At 64.7% G+C, this 17588-nt stretch carries 18 protein-coding genes and 1 pseudogene; 3 read left to right on the plus strand and 16 right to left on the minus strand.

The window, feature by feature from the left end:
* Nucleotides 1-35: 35 nt before the first annotated feature.
* Together yajC and AKN83_RS41015 are read right to left on the minus strand one after the other, a co-directional pair.
* Nucleotides 36-392: a preprotein translocase subunit YajC gene (yajC, locus tag AKN83_RS01340; protein WP_050400518.1), complete on the minus strand. Its 357-nt coding sequence runs from the start codon at nucleotides 390-392 to the stop codon at nucleotides 36-38.
* Between the two features lie 127 nt (nucleotides 393-519).
* Nucleotides 520-687 (minus strand): hypothetical protein, encoded by a 168-nt coding sequence (locus AKN83_RS41015; RefSeq protein ID WP_244521859.1) that lies wholly within the window; start codon nucleotides 685-687, stop codon nucleotides 520-522.
* On the opposite strand from AKN83_RS41015, the gene AKN83_RS01345 reads away from it, so the two are divergent.
* On the plus strand, nucleotides 686-1567 hold the full coding sequence (locus AKN83_RS01345; protein ID WP_244521860.1) for an ATP-binding protein: 882 nt from the start codon (nucleotides 686-688) through the stop codon (nucleotides 1565-1567). The two genes, AKN83_RS41015 and AKN83_RS01345, sit on opposite strands and share 2 nt — an antisense overlap.
* Before the next feature lie 102 nt (nucleotides 1568-1669).
* Here AKN83_RS01345 and AKN83_RS01350 read toward each other — a convergent pair whose 3' ends face one another.
* Nucleotides 1670-3043 carry a LysM peptidoglycan-binding domain-containing M23 family metallopeptidase gene (locus AKN83_RS01350; protein ID WP_050400520.1) on the minus strand — a complete coding sequence of 458 codons (1374 nt, stop codon included), beginning with the start codon at nucleotides 3041-3043 and terminating at the stop codon, nucleotides 1670-1672.
* A gap of 110 nt (nucleotides 3044-3153) precedes the next feature.
* Nucleotides 3154-3810, minus strand: coding sequence for a protein-L-isoaspartate(D-aspartate) O-methyltransferase (locus AKN83_RS01355; protein ID WP_050400521.1), 657 nt, complete (start codon nucleotides 3808-3810; stop codon nucleotides 3154-3156).
* A 345-nt stretch (nucleotides 3811-4155) separates the two neighbouring features.
* On the opposite strand from AKN83_RS01355, the gene AKN83_RS01360 reads away from it, so the two are divergent.
* The gene (locus AKN83_RS01360; protein WP_083991871.1) at nucleotides 4156-4533 is read left to right on the plus strand and encodes a response regulator; all 378 of its coding nucleotides are present in this window, start codon (nucleotides 4156-4158) and stop codon (nucleotides 4531-4533) included.
* A 120-nt stretch (nucleotides 4534-4653) separates the two neighbouring features.
* Here AKN83_RS01360 and surE read toward each other — a convergent pair whose 3' ends face one another.
* From surE to AKN83_RS01420, 12 genes and pseudogenes are all read right to left on the minus strand, one after another.
* A complete protein-coding gene (gene surE, locus AKN83_RS01365; RefSeq protein WP_050400523.1) occupies nucleotides 4654-5421 on the minus strand; it encodes a 5'/3'-nucleotidase SurE in 768 nt (255 codons plus the stop codon).
* A gap of 80 nt (nucleotides 5422-5501) precedes the next feature.
* Entirely contained in the window at nucleotides 5502-6257 is a 756-nt protein-coding gene (locus AKN83_RS01370) for a hypothetical protein (RefSeq protein ID WP_050400524.1), read from the minus strand.
* A gap of 16 nt (nucleotides 6258-6273) precedes the next feature.
* On the minus strand, nucleotides 6274-7605 hold the full coding sequence (serS, locus tag AKN83_RS01375) for a serine--tRNA ligase (protein ID WP_050400525.1): 1332 nt from the start codon (nucleotides 7603-7605) through the stop codon (nucleotides 6274-6276).
* A 201-nt stretch (nucleotides 7606-7806) separates the two neighbouring features.
* Nucleotides 7807-8613 carry a twin-arginine translocase subunit TatC gene (gene tatC, locus AKN83_RS01380; protein WP_050400526.1) on the minus strand — a complete coding sequence of 269 codons (807 nt, stop codon included), beginning with the start codon at nucleotides 8611-8613 and terminating at the stop codon, nucleotides 7807-7809.
* Nucleotides 8610-9116, minus strand: a complete 507-nt coding sequence (gene tatB / locus AKN83_RS01385; protein ID WP_050400527.1) for a Sec-independent protein translocase protein TatB — start codon at nucleotides 9114-9116, stop codon at nucleotides 8610-8612. Before tatB ends, tatC begins: the two co-directional genes overlap by 4 nt.
* A 161-nt stretch (nucleotides 9117-9277) precedes the next feature.
* Nucleotides 9278-9511 carry a twin-arginine translocase TatA/TatE family subunit gene (locus AKN83_RS01390; protein ID WP_050400528.1) on the minus strand — a complete coding sequence of 78 codons (234 nt, stop codon included), beginning with the start codon at nucleotides 9509-9511 and terminating at the stop codon, nucleotides 9278-9280.
* A gap of 171 nt (nucleotides 9512-9682) precedes the next feature.
* A pseudogene (scpB, locus tag AKN83_RS01395) lies at nucleotides 9683-10579 on the minus strand (SMC-Scp complex subunit ScpB); the annotation flags it as partial.
* Nucleotides 10580-10601: 22 nt separating this feature from the next.
* The gene (locus tag AKN83_RS01400) at nucleotides 10602-11423 is read right to left on the minus strand and encodes a segregation and condensation protein A (protein WP_050400530.1); all 822 of its coding nucleotides are present in this window, start codon (nucleotides 11421-11423) and stop codon (nucleotides 10602-10604) included.
* Nucleotides 11420-12442, minus strand: coding sequence for a beta-N-acetylhexosaminidase (gene nagZ / locus AKN83_RS01405; RefSeq protein WP_050400531.1), 1023 nt, complete (start codon nucleotides 12440-12442; stop codon nucleotides 11420-11422). Before nagZ ends, AKN83_RS01400 begins: the two co-directional genes overlap by 4 nt.
* A 46-nt stretch (nucleotides 12443-12488) precedes the next feature.
* Nucleotides 12489-13952 carry an SPOR domain-containing protein gene (locus AKN83_RS01410; RefSeq protein ID WP_063695141.1) on the minus strand — a complete coding sequence of 488 codons (1464 nt, stop codon included), beginning with the start codon at nucleotides 13950-13952 and terminating at the stop codon, nucleotides 12489-12491.
* Between the two features lie 118 nt (nucleotides 13953-14070).
* Nucleotides 14071-15867, minus strand: coding sequence for an arginine--tRNA ligase (argS, locus tag AKN83_RS01415; protein ID WP_050400533.1), 1797 nt, complete (start codon nucleotides 15865-15867; stop codon nucleotides 14071-14073).
* A gap of 9 nt (nucleotides 15868-15876) precedes the next feature.
* Nucleotides 15877-17085, minus strand: a complete 1209-nt coding sequence (locus tag AKN83_RS01420; RefSeq protein WP_083991873.1) for a deoxyguanosinetriphosphate triphosphohydrolase — start codon at nucleotides 17083-17085, stop codon at nucleotides 15877-15879.
* 137 nt (nucleotides 17086-17222) lie between these two features.
* Here AKN83_RS01420 and erpA point away from each other — a divergent pair, with 137 nt between their 5' ends.
* Complete coding sequence (erpA, locus tag AKN83_RS01425) at nucleotides 17223-17552, plus strand: iron-sulfur cluster insertion protein ErpA (protein WP_050400535.1); 330 nt, start codon at nucleotides 17223-17225, stop codon at nucleotides 17550-17552.
* Nucleotides 17553-17588 lie beyond the last annotated feature (36 nt).

The raw sequence follows: 17588 nt of genomic DNA on the forward strand, positions 1-17588 counted from the left end.
TGACCTGTCAGATTCGGCAAGGGGCTCCGCGGCGATCAGCTCGCGGATGCCTCGTCCTTGGCGTCGCCCTTCGCCGGCTCACCCTTGGTCCGCACGCCCGAAATCATCTGGCGCATCTGCCGCACGCGGACGCCGTCCGAAATCTCGAACTCGATCTGGTCGTCGTCGACCACCTTGGTCACCTTGCCGACCAGGCCGCCCGAGGTCACCACGGTGTCGCCGCGGCGGATGTTCTTCACGAGGTCCGCATGATCGCGCACCTTGCGCTGCTGCGGGCGCAGAATCAGGAAGTACATGATGACGAAGATCAGCGCGAATGGCAGCAGCGACATCAACATGCTGTTGGTATCAGTGCCAGCTCCAGCCTGAGCAAACGCAGGAGTAATCAGCATTCAGACGATCCTCGGATAAGACGGGAAAGGACCGGCAGCGCCCTCGACCTTCGGGGCGGTATGGCGGTCCGGACAAATTCGCGCGGACTATAGCGGCCGCGGTCCCAATTGCAACGTTAACGGACCTTCATTTAGGGCGCTTGCGGGACCGCCGCCAGCCCGATAAGGCTGCGCCGTCAGGAACTGGACAAATGCCGAAAAAAGCCAAAAAAACCACCAGTAAAATAACCAGCAAAACCGCCCCCAAAGCTGCCGCCAAGCGCGCCGCAAACGCCGCGACAAAACGCCCGGTCATGCAGCTCGACGGCGCGGCCGCCGAGCGGATCGCGAGCGCCCTGGAGGCCATCGCGAGCCGCCTTGCGGACGCCTCCCCGGCCTCCGATCCGGCCCGCTCATTCGGCGCCGCGGACGCCTTTGTCTGGCATCCGGACGGACGCCTTGCCCCGGTGCCGCGCGTCAGCCGTGTCGAGATCGGCCTGCTCAAGGGCGTCGACCGGATGCGCGATATCTTGATGGAAAATACCGAGCGCTTCGCCAACGGACTGCCCGCCAACAATGCGCTGCTCTGGGGCGCCCGCGGCATGGGCAAGTCGTCGCTGGTCAAGGCCACCCATGCCAGCATCAATGTCGATCGCAAGCCGGCCGACCGGCTCAAGCTGATCGAGATCCATCGCGAGGACATCGAGAGCCTGCCCGGCCTGATGGACCTTCTGCGCAGCTCCTCCTTCCGCTTCATCGTGTTCTGCGACGACCTCTCGTTCGACGGCAACGACGCCTCCTACAAATCGCTCAAGGCGGTGTTGGAAGGCGGCATCGAGGGACGCCCCGAGAACGTCATCCTCTATGCGACCTCGAACCGGCGACATTTGCTGTCGCGCGAGATGATCGAGAACGAACGCTCGACCGCGATCAATCCGGGCGAAGCGGTCGAAGAGAAAGTATCACTGTCGGATCGGTTCGGTCTCTGGCTTGGCTTCCACCGCTGCAGCCAGGACGAGTACCTTGCGATGGTCAAGGGCTATTGCGACCATTACGGCATCAAGATCGCCGAGGACGAACTGGAGCGCGAGGCGCTCGAATGGTCGACCACCCGCGGCTCGCGCTCCGGCCGCGTCGCCTGGCAGTACACGCAGGAACTCGCCGGCCGGCTCGGCGTGCGGCTGAGCGGGAACTGATCGCAGCAGCATTTGCGCAACACAAAACGGGGGAGGCCTTGCGCCTCCCCCGTTGTCTTTGTTGTGAGACTTGGAAGTCCCTTGGAAGTCCCGGCGCGTAACTTACGCGCCGTTGAGGAACTGGAGCGGATCGACCGGAGACGATCCCTTGCGGATTTCGAAATGGAGCTGCGGCGAGCCGGCCTCGCCCGACTGGCCCGACTTGGCGATCACCTGGCCGCGCTTGATCGTATCGCCGCGCTTCACCAGAAGCTCGCTCGCATGAGCGTAGGCGGTGACATAGCCGTTGGAATGGCGAACCAGCACGAGGTTGCCGTAGCCCTTCAGCTCATTGCCCGAATAGGCGACGACGCCGTCTTCGGCCGCCTTGACCGGCGTGCCTTCGGGCACCGCGACGTTGATGCCGTCATTGACCTTGCCGTTGGTCTTCGAGCCGTAGGCGGTGATGACCTTGCCGCGCACCGGCCAGCGGAACGTCGGCAATGCCCCGGTGGCTTCGCTGGACTTGGTGGCAACCGGCGCTTCTGCGGCGGCGACCGGCTGTTCGACGGTAGCGGTCGGCTGCACCAGCCGCGCGCTCTGCTGCGACAGCGCCGTCGCGACGACCTTCGGAGCCGCCACGGCCGGCGCCGGGGCAACGGCGACGGGCGCAGCGGCAAGAGGCTGTGCAACGGGCGCAGGAGCCGCCATCGCGGTCTTGGCACCGGGCACCACCAGCTTCATGCCGAGACTCAGCCGGGCTGATTGATCGAGATTGTTGGCGCGGGCAAGCTCCGCCACGGGAATGTGGTGCTGGCGCGCGATGTTGCGCAGCGTGTCGCCGCGATTGACATAGTGGACGCCGGAAGGCGCGGCGGCCACGGCAACGGGTCGCGTGGCCGGTGCGGCCATCGCCGGCACTGCTGCAGCGGCCGTCGGGCGCGGAATGACGAGCTGCTGGCCGGGCGACAGCGCGCGCGGTCCCTTGTAGCCATTGGCGCGCAGGATCTCGGCGGTCGAGACGTTGTAGCGGCGCGCCAGCACTTCGAGCGTATCGCTGGTGCCGACGATGATGGTGGTGCCGCTGTGTCCGGCATGCGCTGCGGCGACCGAATGCGGAACGGTGCCGGTGGCTTCGATCTGCGGCTGCGCAGGCGGCGTGTAGGACGAAACCCCGCGCCCGCCTCCGGATACGCCAGCATTGGCAACCGGATAGGACTGCGGCGCAGCAACCGGCGGCGGCAACGGCTGTGACTGATACTGTGAATATTGCGGTTGCGTTCGTGGCCGCGCGTATTGCGGCAGCTCGCGCGGCGGCTGTGCCTGCACGGTGCCGGTCGGCTGCGGATCAAACGCAAACGGATTTTGCGAGTAAGAGTTTTGCGAGAAGCGCGACGACATGTCGGCGCTGCAACCGGCAAAAGCCATGGACATCAGCGTCAGCACCGCAACCTGCGGTACGCGACGCGAGCGAAGCAACTCAACAACCCCAGACATGGTTACTCACTCGTACGCAACAAAAGACTGTTTTGAGTAAACACGTCGCGAGTAAATAACCGCTTAACCCTGCGAATAAGGCGTTGGTGCCAAGCGGCAAATCGCCGAATTTACAATTCGCGCGCGATTCCCGGCAGCGCCGGCACAAAGCGGACGTCGACCAATTCCTTGCGGTCGAATCCGCTCTCCGTGCGCACCACGCGGACCAGGGTCTGGGTCCCCTGATGCGGCCCGACCGGGGCGATCAGGATGCCGCCCGGATCGAGTCGCTCCAGCAGCTTCTCCGGAATCTGCTCCATTGCCGCGGTAACGATGATGCGGTCGAAATCGCCGGCCCCCGCCGGGACGTCGAAGCCGTCGCCGAGCAGCACCTCGATGTTGTAATAGCCCAGCTTTTCGAGGCGCTTGCGGGCGGCGTCAGCCAGCGTCCGGTAGCGCTCGATGGTCAGAACCTGCTTGCACAGCCGGGACAGGACCGCGGCCTGGTAGCCCGAACCGGTGCCGATCTCGAGCACGCGGTGATCCTTCTGCAGCTGCAGTTGCTCGGTCATGTAGGCGACGACGAAAGGCTGGCTGATAGTCTGCCCGCAGGCGATCCCCAGCGCGCTGTCGCGGTAGGCCTCGTTGCGATCGCGCGGATCGACAAACAGCTCGCGCGGAACCTCCTCCATGGTGCGCAGCACCGCCTGATCACTGACCCCTCGCCGCCGCAGGGTGAGCTGAAACATCATCTTCTCGGTCGGATCGGGCTTCACGGCCATGTTCATCAGCGTCTCTGGGCAGTAGCGCGGAATCTTCCTTAAGCTTCATGCCATTGAAATCCGAAATGCCGCGTTAAGGAAAAATTTCCCGTTACCTTTTGTTCCCGGCCAGGAACCGGCAGCCCGATTTCGTATTGGCGCTAACACAGCAGCTTCCCATATAATACCGGCGATGCGCGGCTAACGCCCAGGGACAGGAGCTCAGTCTGCACTAATCCTGCGCAACAGAGTCAGTCAAAACGATCCGGCGACGCAGCGTCGCGCGCTGGAAACCGACAAATTCCAAACGTTTGCATTGCGCCTTTTGGCGTTATTTGCGAGCCTGTTTCGGGGACGGGCAAGGATTCCATCATGACAGCGACACGGCCGGCGGGCTGTTCAGTTTTCCTCGTTGAGGACGAGGTCATGATCCGGATGATGGTCGCCGATATGCTGGAGGAACTCGGCCACAGTGTCGCGGCCGAGGCCGGCGAAATCGGCGAAGCCGTCAAGCTCGCGCAATCGACCGAATTCGACCTCGCGATCCTCGACGTCAACGTCAACGGCAAGGTGATCACTCCGGTCGCCGAGCTGATCAATGCCCGCAACCGCCCCTTCATATTCGCAACCGGGTATGGCTCGTCCGGCCTGCCACCGGAGTATCGCGATCGTCCGGCGTTGCAAAAGCCCTTCCAGCTGGAAACGCTGGCGCAGGTGATCTCCAGCGCAATGCGGAGCGCACCGGTTTAAATCTCACCCGCATTCGTATTCGTAGCCCGGAGCAGCGCAGCGAAATCCAGGACTGCGCTCTATGCGTTTAAGATTTCCCCGGATTTCGCTGCGCTCCATCCGGGCTACAGATTCCCTGCATCACTTCAACGTCGCGGTCAGCTTTTCCGAAAACGCCTCATCGGTGCGGTCGAGCCGCAGCGGCGTCACCGAGACGTAGCGCGCGGCAAGCGCGGCGAGATCGGTGCCTTCGGCCGGCGTATCCATCATCGCCGCGCGCTCGAAGCCGATCCAGAAATACGGATTGCCGCGTCCGTCGTGACGACGATCGATTTTCAGGAAACCCTGATTGCGCTTGCCCTGCCGCGTGATCCGGATGCCCTTGACGTCATCGGGCATGCAGGACGGGAAGTTGACATTGATGACGGTGTTGCGGGGAACGCCTGCGCCGATCACCTTGCGGATGATGTCGGGCCCGAATTTCAGCGCGGTCTCCCACAGCGGCGCGTTGCGCGTCTCGATCGAAAACTCCTGCGACAACGCAAACGACGGAAAGCCCAGGATGGTGCCTTCCAGCGCGCCGGCAATGGTGCCGGAATAGACCACGTCCTCGGCGACGTTGCGGCCCTTGTTGACGCCGCTCAGCACGAGATCGGGCAGCTTGTCTCCGAGAATGTGGCGCGCGCCCATGATGACGCAATCGGTCGGCGTGCCGCGCACCGCGAAGTGACGAGGGCTGACCTCGCGCAGACGCAGCGGATCGTTGAGCGAGAGCGAATGCGACACGCCGGACTGATCGAGTTCGGGGGCGACGATCCAGACGTCGTCGGACAATGCGCGTGCGATCTGCTCGACGACCTGCAGGCCGGGGGCGTGGATGCCGTCATCATTGGTGCAGAGAATTCGCATCCGTCAAAGTGCCTCTTGTTTCGATTCGACGCGGGTTTCTTGAGTTGCGGTTTCTTGAGTTGATTTGCCGTCTTAACCGGCTAGGGCCGCGGAGGCAAACCGGGCCCGTGCCATCGCGCCGAGGGGACGCGCCATGGGTGCACGAATCTGCCGCTACCGGCGATCTTGCGGTCGAACACCGGCCACGCCGGTCGGGCTGACTGCCGAACGGTCGTGAGAACCGGCGGCGTGGGCGCCTCCGGCTTAACCGGTGCAACCTGGCAAGCGTCGGGCTTTGGAGCTTCGGATCTGGGAGCTTCGGACCTGATGGGCTCGGTGTTTGGAGGCTCAGGCTTGGGAGCCCCGCGTTCGGCAGGTTCAGCCCGGGGCGATTCAACCTTGGGCGGTTCAGGCTTGGGCGTTTCAAGCTTGGGCGGTTCAGGCTTCAGCGGCGGCCGCGCGGGCGCCTCCTCGGCCGGCTTTGCGACCGGCGCGGCCGCAACCGATTTCGATTTCAACCTCGCCAGCAGCTCCTCGATGGAGGGCACCGATTCCGCGCCAAGCGGAGCCCGGAGCACGGCCCGGACCGGAGGCGCCGGCGGCGGCGCGACGGCTGCTGGCGGGGGCAGATCGGCCGGCGCCAAATAGGCGAACTTGCCGCGCGCGATCTCCAGTGCCTTGTCGAAGTCCGGCCTGTCGATCCAGACCTTCGACTGTATCTCGGTCACGCGGGCCTCCCACAAGCGCGCGGCCTCAATGTCGTAGTAGCCCATCTGCTTCTGATTGATCAGTTGCAGACCGTGGCCCGTGACGGCCCATTGTCGACCAAGCCAGTGGATGTCCCGGTGGAGCGGCATCACACTGGCCCTCGCCTCACATGCCGTGCTCGATGACTTTGAGCCCGCCCATATAGGGCTGCAGCACATCGGGCACCGCGATCGAGCCGTCCTGCTGCTGGTAGGTCTCCATCACGGCGATCAAGGCGCGCCCCACCGCCGTGCCGGAGCCGTTCAGCGTATGCACGAAGCGCGGCTTACCGTCGGGGCCGCGATAGCGCGCGTCCATGCGGCGGGCCTGGAAATCACCGCACACCGAGCAGCTCGAAATCTCGCGATAGGCGCCGCCGTCGCCCTGCCCAGGCATCCACACCTCGATGTCGTAGGTCTTCTGCGCGGAGAAGCCCATGTCGCCAGCGCACAGCGTCATCACGCGATAATGCAGGTCGAGCTTCTGCAGCACCTGCTCGGCGCAGGACAGCATGCGTTCGAGCTCGTCCTTGCTGGCTTCGGGCGTCGTGATCGACACCAACTCGACCTTCGTGAACTGGTGCTGCCGGATCATGCCGCGCGTATCGCGACCCGCAGCTCCAGCTTCGGCGCGGAAGCACGGCGTCAGCGCGGTGAGCCGCATCGGCAGCTCCTTCTCGTCGAGGATGGATTCGCGCGCGAGGTTGGTCAGCGAGACTTCCGCGGTCGGGATCAGGCCGAGGCGCTCGCTGCGCAGATCGGCATTCGGTGTCGAGAGCAATTCGCCCTTGATCGCCCAGAACTGGTCGTCCTCGAATTTCGGCAGCTGGCCGGTACCGAACATCACGGCGTCGCGCACCAACAGCGGCGGATTGATCTCGGTGTAGCCATGCTCACCGGTGTGCAGATCGAGCATGAACTGCCCGATCGCGCGCTCGAGCCGCGCCAACCCCCTCTTCAGCACGACAAAGCGCGCGCCGGACAATTTCGCCGCGGCTTCGAAATCCATATAGCCGAGCGCGGTGCCGAGATCGTCATGCAGCTTCGGCGCGAAGCCGTAGTCGCGCGCCTTGCCGAACACATGGTGCTGCACATTGCCGTGCTCGTCGGTGCCGTCGGGCACCTCGTCGAGCGGCAAGTTCGGAATTGACGACAGCTCCCTAGTCAGCTCGTCGTCGAATGATTTCGCGGCGGCCTCGAGCTCTGGCATCGTGGTCTTCAGCTCGGCGACTTCGGCCATCAGCTTCGCCGCGCGCACCTCGTCCTTGGCCTTCTTGGCCTCGCCGATTTCCTTTGAGGCAGCGTTGCGCCGCGCCTGGGCCTGCTCCGACGCCAGGATCGCCGCACGCCGCTTCTCGTCGATCGAAAGCAGCGACGGCGACAGCGCCTCGAGTCCGCGGCGTTTCAGGCCGGCGTCGAAGGCAGTCGGGTTGTCGCGGATCGCTTTGATGTCGTGCATGGCAGTCGGGGTCCTAACGTCGCTCAGGCAGATAACGTTGTGTGTCAACGTGTTGCGGCGTGCTTGAACTAGCACAACTGTCATCGCCCGCGAAGGCGGGCGATCCAGTATTCCAGCGACGTCGGCGTGCCGCTGAGAGGTCGCGACGTACTGGATACCCCGCTTTCGCGGGGTATGACACCGCGTGCGTGGAAAAATGCCCTATTCGGCCGGATTGGTCGCCGACGGCGCTCCGGACGAGGCGTTCGAAGGGGCGGCCTTCTTCTCCACGATCCGGACCGCGATGATGGCCCCCTCATAGAGCAGGAGCAGCGGGATCGCGAGCGAGGCCTGGCTCAGCACATCGGGCGGCGTCAGCACGGCGGCGATGATGAAGGCGATCACGATGAAGTAGCGCCGCTTCTCCTTCAGCATCTTCGAGGTGACGATGCCGATCCGGCCGAGCAGCGTCAGGATCACCGGCAGCTGGAATGCGATTCCGAAGGCGAAGATCAGCGACATCATCAGCGAGAGATACTCGCCGACCTTGGGCAGCAGCTGGATCTGCGCCGTCTCCGTGCCCGCCGCCTGCTGCATGCCGAGCGAAAAGCGGGTCAGCATCGGGAAGACCACGAAATAGACCATCATCGCGCCGAGCACGAAGAACACCGGCGTCGCGATCAGATAAGGCAGGAACGCGTTGCGCTCATGCTTGTAGAGCCCGGGCGCCACGAATTTGTAGATCTGCGTCGCGACGATCGGAAACGAGATGAAGCCGGCGCCGAACAACGCGAGCTTGAGCTGTGTCAGGAAATATTCGAGCAGCGCGGTATAGATGAATTTGGAATTTTCCGGCCCCGCCACCCAGATGAAGGGCCAGACCAGGACGTTGAAGATCTGCTTGGCGAAGAAGAAGCAGATGATGAAGGCCACGCCGAAGCCGAGCAGCGCCTTGATCAGCCGCGAACGCAGCTCGATCAGATGATCCATCAAGGGGGCCTTGCTGGCCTCGATATCTTCGGCGCTCATGACGCCCTCGCGTCCTTGAGCACGTCGGGCTGCGCCGGCGTCGCGCCCTGCGCAGGCGCCGACTCGGGCTTCACTTCGCTGGTGATCGCGAGCGGCTCGCTCGTGGTGGCCGCGTGCGCCTCGGCCTCGACGAAGGTTTCCGGCGTCGGAGCTGCGGGTGTCGTGGGTGTGACCGGTGCGTCGATCGCGGAGGCAACCTGCGCATCGACCGGCTTGTCGATCTGCAGAGCGTCGCTGACGTCCTTCTCCAGCGAGGTCATGATGCCGCCGCTGGTGATGCCGGTCGCGGCCTCCCTGACTTCGTCAAAACTCTTCTTGAGGTCGGCCATCTCGGCCTCGCGCATGGCCTCCTGGAACTGGCCCTGGAATTCGGCGGCCATCCTGCGGGCCTTGCCCATCCATTGCCCGACCATGCGCAGCACGCCCGGAAGTTCTTTCGGGCCGATGGCGATCAGCGCGACGACCGCGATGACGACCAGTTCACTCCACCCGATGTCGAACATGAATGCTTCCGCCTAAGCGCGCCGCTATCGGCCCCATCGATCCCTAGCAGGATCTGGGGCTGCCGGCGCCTTTTCTCAATCGGCGTCCATAGCGCGTCTGTGCGACGGCGTCACCGTTTCGCGCCAGGAAAAACGTCGAAATATGCGTCAGTACAAGCGCGTTAGACGGCCTTGCTGCCGACGTCCTGGCGCGCGGCCGACGGCGCCGCATTGTGGTCGATCGCCTTGGTGGACTCCGGCTTGTCCGCAACCTTGTCGTCGTCCTGCATGCCCTTCTTGAAGGCCTTGATGCCTTGGGCGACGTCACCCATCAGGTCCGAAATCTTGCCGCGTCCGAACAGCAGCAGGACCACTGCGATCACGACGATCCAGTGCCAAATGCTAAGCGAACCCATCCTGCAACCCTCCAGAAATGGCCGGGGGACCGGCCTGAACATGGCCGGAAGTTAGGCCCGCGGGGTGTCAAAAACAAGGACCTCAGCCGCGGCAAATCGCTGTCGCGGCTACGTAATATTGCTAGGCTTAACCGGGAATATTCCGGGCTATTCGCCCTTCTCCTCGGTGCCGTCGTCATCGTCCGCGTGGTCGATGCGCTCTTCTGGCTCGCCAGCGTCAGGTTCGGCCGCGTCAGGTTCGACTGCATCCTCCTCGGCGGCAGCGTCCGCCTCGGATTCGGCTCCCGCTTCGACGGTCATTTCGACCTCGGCAGTCTCAACCTCGGTCGCTTCGCTCTCGGGCTTCGGTTCCTCGGTTTCCGGCTCGACCGCCGGCGCGAGCAGCAGTTCCAGCGTGTCGCCAGGCTCGAGCGGCTCCTCGTCCTCGCGCAGCGTCGCATCATCCGATGGCGAGGGAACGGAAAAGCCGGTCGGCAGGCGGGAGTCGAGCAGGCCGGTGCCCTTCAGTTCCTCCAGCCCCGGCAGGTCGCCGAGCGCTTCCAGGCTGAACTGCGACAGGAAGGCGTCAGTGGTTCCGAAGGTGAGCGGACGGCCCGGCGTCTTGCGGCGGCCGCGCGGGCGGATCCAGCCGGTCTCCAGCAGCACGTCGATCGTTCCCTTCGAGGTAACCACGCCGCGGATTTCTTCGATCTCGGCACGGGTCACCGGCTGGTGATAGGCGACGATCGCCAGCACCTCGATCGCCGCACGCGACAGCTTCCGCGTCTCGGTGCTCTCGCGCGTCATCAGCCACGACAGATCGCCAGCGGTACGGAACGTCCACTTGTTGGCGACCCGAACCAGGTTGACGCCGCGCGGCGCATATTCCGCCTGCAATTGTGCGAGTGCCGCCTTGATATCGACGCCATCGGGCATCCGCTTCGCGAGCGTTGCCTGATCGATCGGCTCGGCCGATGCGAACAACAGGGCTTCCAGGAGCCGCAATTCCTCAGGACGCGCTACCGGATGGTCCATAGGAGAAACCTCCTCCTCGGGCTCGTCTCTGCGCACTTCCGCCAAGCTTGCCATGGGCTTGCTCTCCTTCTTCCACTTACTCAACCGACAGGTCCGGCGCCGCCATTGCAGCCTGCGCCTGACGCTTTCGGAAATAGATCGGCGCGAACGCCTGCTTCTGGTTGATCTCCATCTCGCCTTCGCGAACCAGCTCGAGGGCGGCAGCGAAGCTCGAGGCGAACACCGTCGCCTTCTGCTTGGGATCGGCGACGTACTTCATCAGGTACTCGTCGAGGCAGCTCCATTCCTCCGCAAGGCCGACCAAGCGCTCCAGCGAGGCGCGCGCTTCCGCCAGCGACCACACCGTCCGCTTGGCCAGATGCACCGAGGTCAGCACGCGCGACGCGCGCTGCGTGGCATAGGCCGACAGCAGGTCGTACAGCGTCGCGGTGAACTTCGGATGCTTGATCTCGGCGATCGATTCCGGATTGCCGCGCGGAAAGATATCGCGCTGGAACTGCGGTCGGTTCATCAGCCGGTTCGCCGCCTCGCGGATCGCCTCCAGGCGCCGCAGCCGGTTGGCAAGCGCGGTGGCCATTTCCTCGGCACTCGGCCCCTCCGCGGTCGGCGGCTCGGGCAGCAACAGCCGCGACTTCAGGAAGGCAAGCCAGGCCGCCATCACCAGATAGTCGGCCGCAAGCTCGAGACGGATTTTGCGCGCGGCCTCGATGAACGACAGATATTGGTCGGCGAGCGCCAGGATCGAGATCTTCGACAGGTCGACCTTTTGCTGCCGCGCCAGCGTCAGCAGCAGGTCGAGCGGGCCCTCATAGCCCTCGACGTCGACCACCAGCGCCGGCTCGCCGTCGGCGAGGTCAGCCGGCCGCCCGGTCTCGAATGATAGAATTTCAGCGGTCATGCCGTCCCTACCCGATCCAACAACGCATCCAGTTCAGCCCGTGCCGCCTGCCGGTCGAGCGGCTGAGGTGGCTTCCGCGCGGCGAGCGTCGCCTCGGCCCGCTCAAGCGCCTTGCCGGCCAATTCCGGCGTCTCTCGTGCGACCTCGCGCATTTCGTCGATGTTGCCGTTGCAGTGCAGAACCATGTCGCAACCGGCGCTGACGATGGCGCGGGTCCGCTCGGCAATCGATCCGGCCAGCGCATTCATCGACACGTCATCACTCATCAACAAACCCTGGAACCCGATCCACTCGCGAATCACCTGATCAATGATTGTCGCAGAAGTCGTCGCCGGATGGACGGGGTCGAGCGCGCTAAACACAACATGTGCAGTCATCGCCATCGGCAAGTCCGCCAGGGGCCGGAAGGCGGCAAAATCGGTCCGTTCCAGCTCGATTTTGGCGGTATCCACCGTTGGAAGCCGGAAATGGCTGTCCGCCGTGGCGCGGCCATGGCCTGGAATATGCTTGAGAACCGGCAGCACCCCGCCCTGTTCCAACCCGTCCGTGACCGCACGCGCGATCGTCGCGACCTGCTCCGGCTTGGTTCCATAGGCTCGGTTGCCGATCACCGCATCTGCGTCGGCCACCGGAACGTCGGCCAGGGGCAGGCAATCGACGGTGATACCAAGATCGATCAGGTCGGCCGCAATCAGCCGTGAGGTGAGGCGGGCTGCGGTCAGGCCGAGCTTCGGGGCGATGTCATAGAGCGCGCTGAAGCTCGCGCCGGGCGGATAGAGCGGCCAATGCGGCGGGCCGAGCCGCTGCACCCGCCCGCCTTCCTGGTCGATCAGGACCGGCGCATCGGCCGTATCGGCCGCCGACCTGAGTTCCCCAACAAGAGCCGCCACTTGAGCAGGACTCTCGATGTTGCGCTTGAACAGGATGAAGCCCCATGGCCGCTCGGCGCGAATGAATTCGCGTTCAGCGTCGTTGAGGATCAGCCCGGATACGCCCGTGATGAATGCGCGGCTCGCCATCCGGCCGATTAGGCCGTATGCAGCTCACGGGTCAAGGAAACTGCCCTTAATTTCTTTGGATGAGGCACTGCGGCCCACCGGCCGACATCAGGCTCCGGCACAGCTGGTTCGCCTCTTCCGACGACGCGAATGGGCCGGCAAAGGCGCGGTAGTAGACGCCTTTCTCACCGAGATCGACGCGTTTCACCACCAAAGGCTGCGATCCGAGTACGCTGCGATACTTGCCTTGCAGGGTCCGATAGGACGCCTGCGCGTCCGCCTCGTTCTTCTGCGACGACACCTGGACCAGATACCCCCCGCCACCAACCGAGGCGGTCGAGGTCGACGCCACCCGGGTCGGGGGCGCAGCGGGAGCCGCGTCAGCCTGACCGGGAACCAGCGACATCGGCGCGTTCACGCTGGCGTTGGCCGCCGAAGGGTTGCCATGCGACACCGGAGGCTTCCCAGCGACAGCGGGCCTCGCCGGCACGGCGGCCGCGGCCTGCGCGCCATCGGGCGAATCGCCCTTGACCGCGAGCGTGCGGATCTTGCGCGGCTCGTTGTTCGGCAGGGTTCCGTTCGCGGTGATCGGCGCCGGCGCGGGCTGCGCGGTCTGCACGCTGGCGGCCGGCGGCGGATTCGCATTGGCATTCAGTGCAGGAAACACGACGCGCGGTCCGGCAGTCTTCGAATTTACGTCGACCGGCGTCTCTTCCCGCGACACGATCTTCTCGGTGCCGTCGCCGGTCGCCATGCGGTCCGGCGCCTTCGCGGGCGCATCGGCCTGGGCCGGGATCACCTTGGTCGGCGTGTTGTCGGCCTTGATGATCGGCGGCTCACCCGTGCGGGGCGAGCCGACATAAGTCCGGTAGGCATACGCGCCACCGACGCCGAACACGCCAAGCGCCAGGACGGCGGCGACCGTCATCAGGCCGCTACTCCGGCGGCGCGGTTCGGGTTCTTCCTCGTCGGCCTCGTAGGCATAGGGATCATCCGGATAGGATGGATCGCGCTGCAGATCCTGTTCGCCGGCTTCCAGCTGGCCGTAGAGCGCATCGTCGTAGCGCGACGGATCATGGCCCTGGTCGCCGCTCTGGTAGGGCGGCTCGTCGTCAAAGGCCTCGGGTTGTCGAGGGGGCTCGACCGGCCGATAGGTTGCGACCGGCTCGGGCGCAGGCGGTTGCGCCTGCTGGGCCGCATACCGATGCAACGGATGCACCGGCTTCGGCTGGTAGTCCGGTTCGGGTTCTTCGTACTCGGTGCGCTGCACGGGCGGCGGAACGACAGTCTCCTGCCGTGCGCGCTGCATCCACGGCGGCGGACCCGCGGGCGGTGTGTCGTCCTCATCCGCTTGCGGCTCATATTGTTGCGGCCGCGCGTTGGCGCGCGACAGCGGACGCGGCGGCGGCTTGTTCGCGGAGCCGAACGGATCCGTCTGGCCGATCAACCGGGCCAGTTCGGCCAGCGGATCGCTCTCGGCCTTGTGGGCCGTGTCGGTGGAAAAAAGTCGGTCCTGATATCGATCAGCCATCGTGATGATGCATCCCCTTCGGGACAGCGCCAAGATCGCCGGCACAGCCGGTCCGAACGAGTTGGCCCCTGCCAGATGCCCTCACAAATCCCCACTCGTGAAGGCCTAATGCCCCTGCCTACCGCATCTCGGTTGGAGCGTGGACGCCTAGAACAGCTAAGCCCGATGCCAGAACCGAGACGACGCCCTGAACCATTGCCAGTCGCGCCCTCGTGATCTCTGCATCATTATTGATAATGAAGCGTAAATAGGGCAAATCGCGCCCCTTGGTCCACAGCGCGTGAAATTCACTGGCCAAATCATATAGATAAAAAGCGATTCGGTGCGGTTCATGTGCCACCGCGGCAGCCTCGATCATCCGGGGATAAAGCGCAAGCCGCCTGAGCAGGTCGAGCTCGGCCGGGTCGGTCAACCGTTCCACCGCAGCGCTCCGCAGATAGGCCAGCCGCGCCTCGTCGGTCTCGGGCAGATCGGGAACCGCCTCCTCCCGCGCGTTGCGGAATATCGAATGGCCACGGGCGTGGCCGTACTGGACGTAGAAGACCGCGTTGTCCTTCGACTGTTCGATCACCTTGGCGAGGTCGAAATCGAGCACCGCGTCGTTCTTGCGGAACAGCATCATGAACCGCACCGCGTCCGAGCCAACCTCGTCGACCACTTCGCGCAGCGTGACGAAATCGCCGGACCGTTTCGACATCTTCACCGGCTCGCCGTCACGCAGCAGCTTCACGAGCTGCACAATCTTGACGTCGAGTGTCGCCTTGCCGGCGGTCACCGCCTTCACTGCCGCTTGCATCCGCTTGATGTAACCGCCGTGATCGGCGCCGAACACGTCGATCAGGTTGGTGAAGCCGCGCTCGAACTTGTAGCGATGGTTGGCGATGTCGGATGCGAAATAAGTGTACGAGCCGTCCGACTTGATCAGCGGACGATCGACGTCGTCGCCGTACGCGGTGGCGCGGAACAGCGACTGCTCGCGGTCTTCGTAATCCTCGACCGGCTTGCCCTTCGGCGGCGGCAGGCGGCCTTCGTAGATATCGCCCTTGGCGCGCAGGAAATCGATCGTCTCGGCGACCTTGTTGTTGCCTGACGTGATCAGCGAACGCTCGGAGAAGAACACGTCGTGATGGATGTTGAGCGCGGCGAGATCGCCCTTGATCATCTCCATCATCATGGCGATCGCCTGGTCGCGCACGATCGGCAGCCACGCGGCTTCGTTCATGTCGAGCAGTTTCTCGCCGTAGTCCTTGGCGAGCGCCGCGCCGACCGGCACGAGATAATCGCCGGGATAAAGCCCTTCCGGGATCGCGCCGATATCCTGCCCGAGCGCCTCGCGGTAACGCAGGAACGCTGAGCGCGCGAGCACGTCGACCTGGGCGCCGGCATCGTTGATGTAATATTCGCGGCAGACGTCGAAGCCCGCGAATTGCAGCAGGCTGCACAGCGCATCGCCGAACACCGCGCCGCGGCAATGGCCGACATGCATCGGCCCTGTCGGATTGGCGGAGACGTATTCGACATTGACCTTCTCGGCCTTGCCGATGTCGCTCTGCCCATAGGCCGAGCCGGCGGCCAGCACGGCGCGCAGCGCGTCGGCCCAGACCTGCGGCTTCAAAGTCAGGTTGATGAAACCGGGTCCCGCGACGTCGACGGATGCCACCAGCGCATCGGCGCGCAGCCGCTCGGCGATCTTGTCCGCGAGCTCGCGCGGCTTGGCCTTGGCCTCCCTGGCGAGCACCATCGCGGCGTTGGTGGCCATGTCGCCATGGCTGGCATCGCGCGGCGGCTCGACCACGACGCGGGTGAGATCGATGCCCGCCGGCCAGTCGTCCTCGGCTGCGACAGCGGCACAGATCGCGTGCACGCGCGCCAACATGTCGGCAAAAAGGTGTGATGGTGCAGTGGTGTCGGCCATGGCAGGGCGCTAACGCAAATCCGGGGTCGAGTCAAAAAGCCTTTGGTGCTCGATCAGGGCAAAACGGTCGGTCATCCCGGCAATGAAATTGCCGATCCGCCTGTTCCGCGCGCTGCCGGTCTCCTGCACGCTGCCCTCGATCCATTCCGCCGGCAGGTCCCCCGGCGATTGCCGGTAGCGCTCATACAGATTGCGCACCACCTGCTCCGCCTCCCGCATCACAAGCATGACCCGCCGGTGGCGATACATCCGCCGGAACAGGAACGCCTTGATCGCCGCCTCCTGCTCGGCCACCTCGGGCGGAAACGCGATCAGTGGCGCGTTGTGGTGGCGCACGTCTTCAGCCGATTGCGGCTGGGCGGCCGCGAGGCGCCGGGTCGCCTCGTTGAAGACAGCGCTGATGAAATGTGAGATCAGCTCACGTACCAGCTCGGCGCCGCGCCGGACCTCGTCGAGCCCGGGATAATGGCGATCGATCTCGGCGATGATCTCCGCCGTCAGCGGCATCTCCTTGAGGTCGTCGACCGCAAACAGGCCGGCGCGCAGGCCGTCGTCGATATCGTGCGCGTCATAGGCGATGTCGTCGGCGAAGGCCGCGATCTGCGCCTCGAGCGAGGCATAGCTCCAGAGCTCGAGGTCGTAAGTCTGGTTGTAGTCGGCGATCCCGATCGGAAGGCCGCTATCGAGGTAACGACCGCGAGGTGCGCCGTTGCGTTCGGTCAGCGGCCCGTTGTGCTTGACGATGCCCTCGAGCGATTCCCAGGTCAGGTTCAGCCCGCCGAATTCGGGGTAGCGATGCTCCAGCGAGGTGACGACCCGCAGCGCCTGCGCATTGTGGTCGAAGCCGCCGTCCTCCTTGAGGCAGTCGTCGAGCGCCCGCTCCCCGGCATGCCCGAACGGCGGATGGCCGAGGTCGTGCGCCAGCGCCAGCGTCTCGGTCAGATCCTCGTCGACCCCGAGCTGGCGGGCCAGCGCGCGGGCGATTTGCGCGACTTCCAGCGAGTGGGTCAACCGGGTGCGGTAATGATCGCCCTCGTGGAAGACGAAGACCTGGGTCTTGTGCTTGAGCCGACGGAACGCGGTGGAATGGATCACCCGGTCGCAGTCGCGCCGGAATGGGCTGCGGGTCCGGCTCGGCGGCTCCGTGACAAGCCGGCCGCGGCTGCGGTCGGGGTCGCAGGCATAAGGCGCGCGGGGGGCAGCCATTCCGACCGACACGGTATTTTAGTCCTTATCCATTTGATTCCATGGTTCGACGCACTTAACTATGCCTGAGGCGGCCGACCAAATGAATTGGGCATGACGCCGGGCATGATCCGATCAGACCATGCTCAAATAAGGTTTCGGAGACCGACATGACTGCTGCCATCACCGTCAGCGAACGGGCCGCCCGCCGGATCGGGCAGATCCTCAGCAAGGAAGGCGCCGGCGCCAAGCTGCGCATTTCCGTCGAGGGCGGCGGCTGCTCCGGTTTCCAGTACAAGTTCGACGTCGAGCGCACCCAGGCCGATGACGACCTCGTGATCGAGCGCGACAGCGCCGTGGTGCTGATCGACCCCGCCTCGGTGCCGTTCCTCGCGGGCTCGGAAGTCGACTTCGTCGACGACCTGATCGGCGCCTCGTTCCGCGTCGTCAACCCGAACGCCACTGCTTCCTGCGGCTGCGGCACCAGCTTCTCGATCTAACGCTTCCGCATCCTGGGTGGTTTCTTCGCGAATCGT

Source organism: Bradyrhizobium embrapense (genome assembly GCF_001189235.2).
Lineage (GTDB): Bacteria > Pseudomonadota > Alphaproteobacteria > Rhizobiales > Xanthobacteraceae > Bradyrhizobium > Bradyrhizobium embrapense.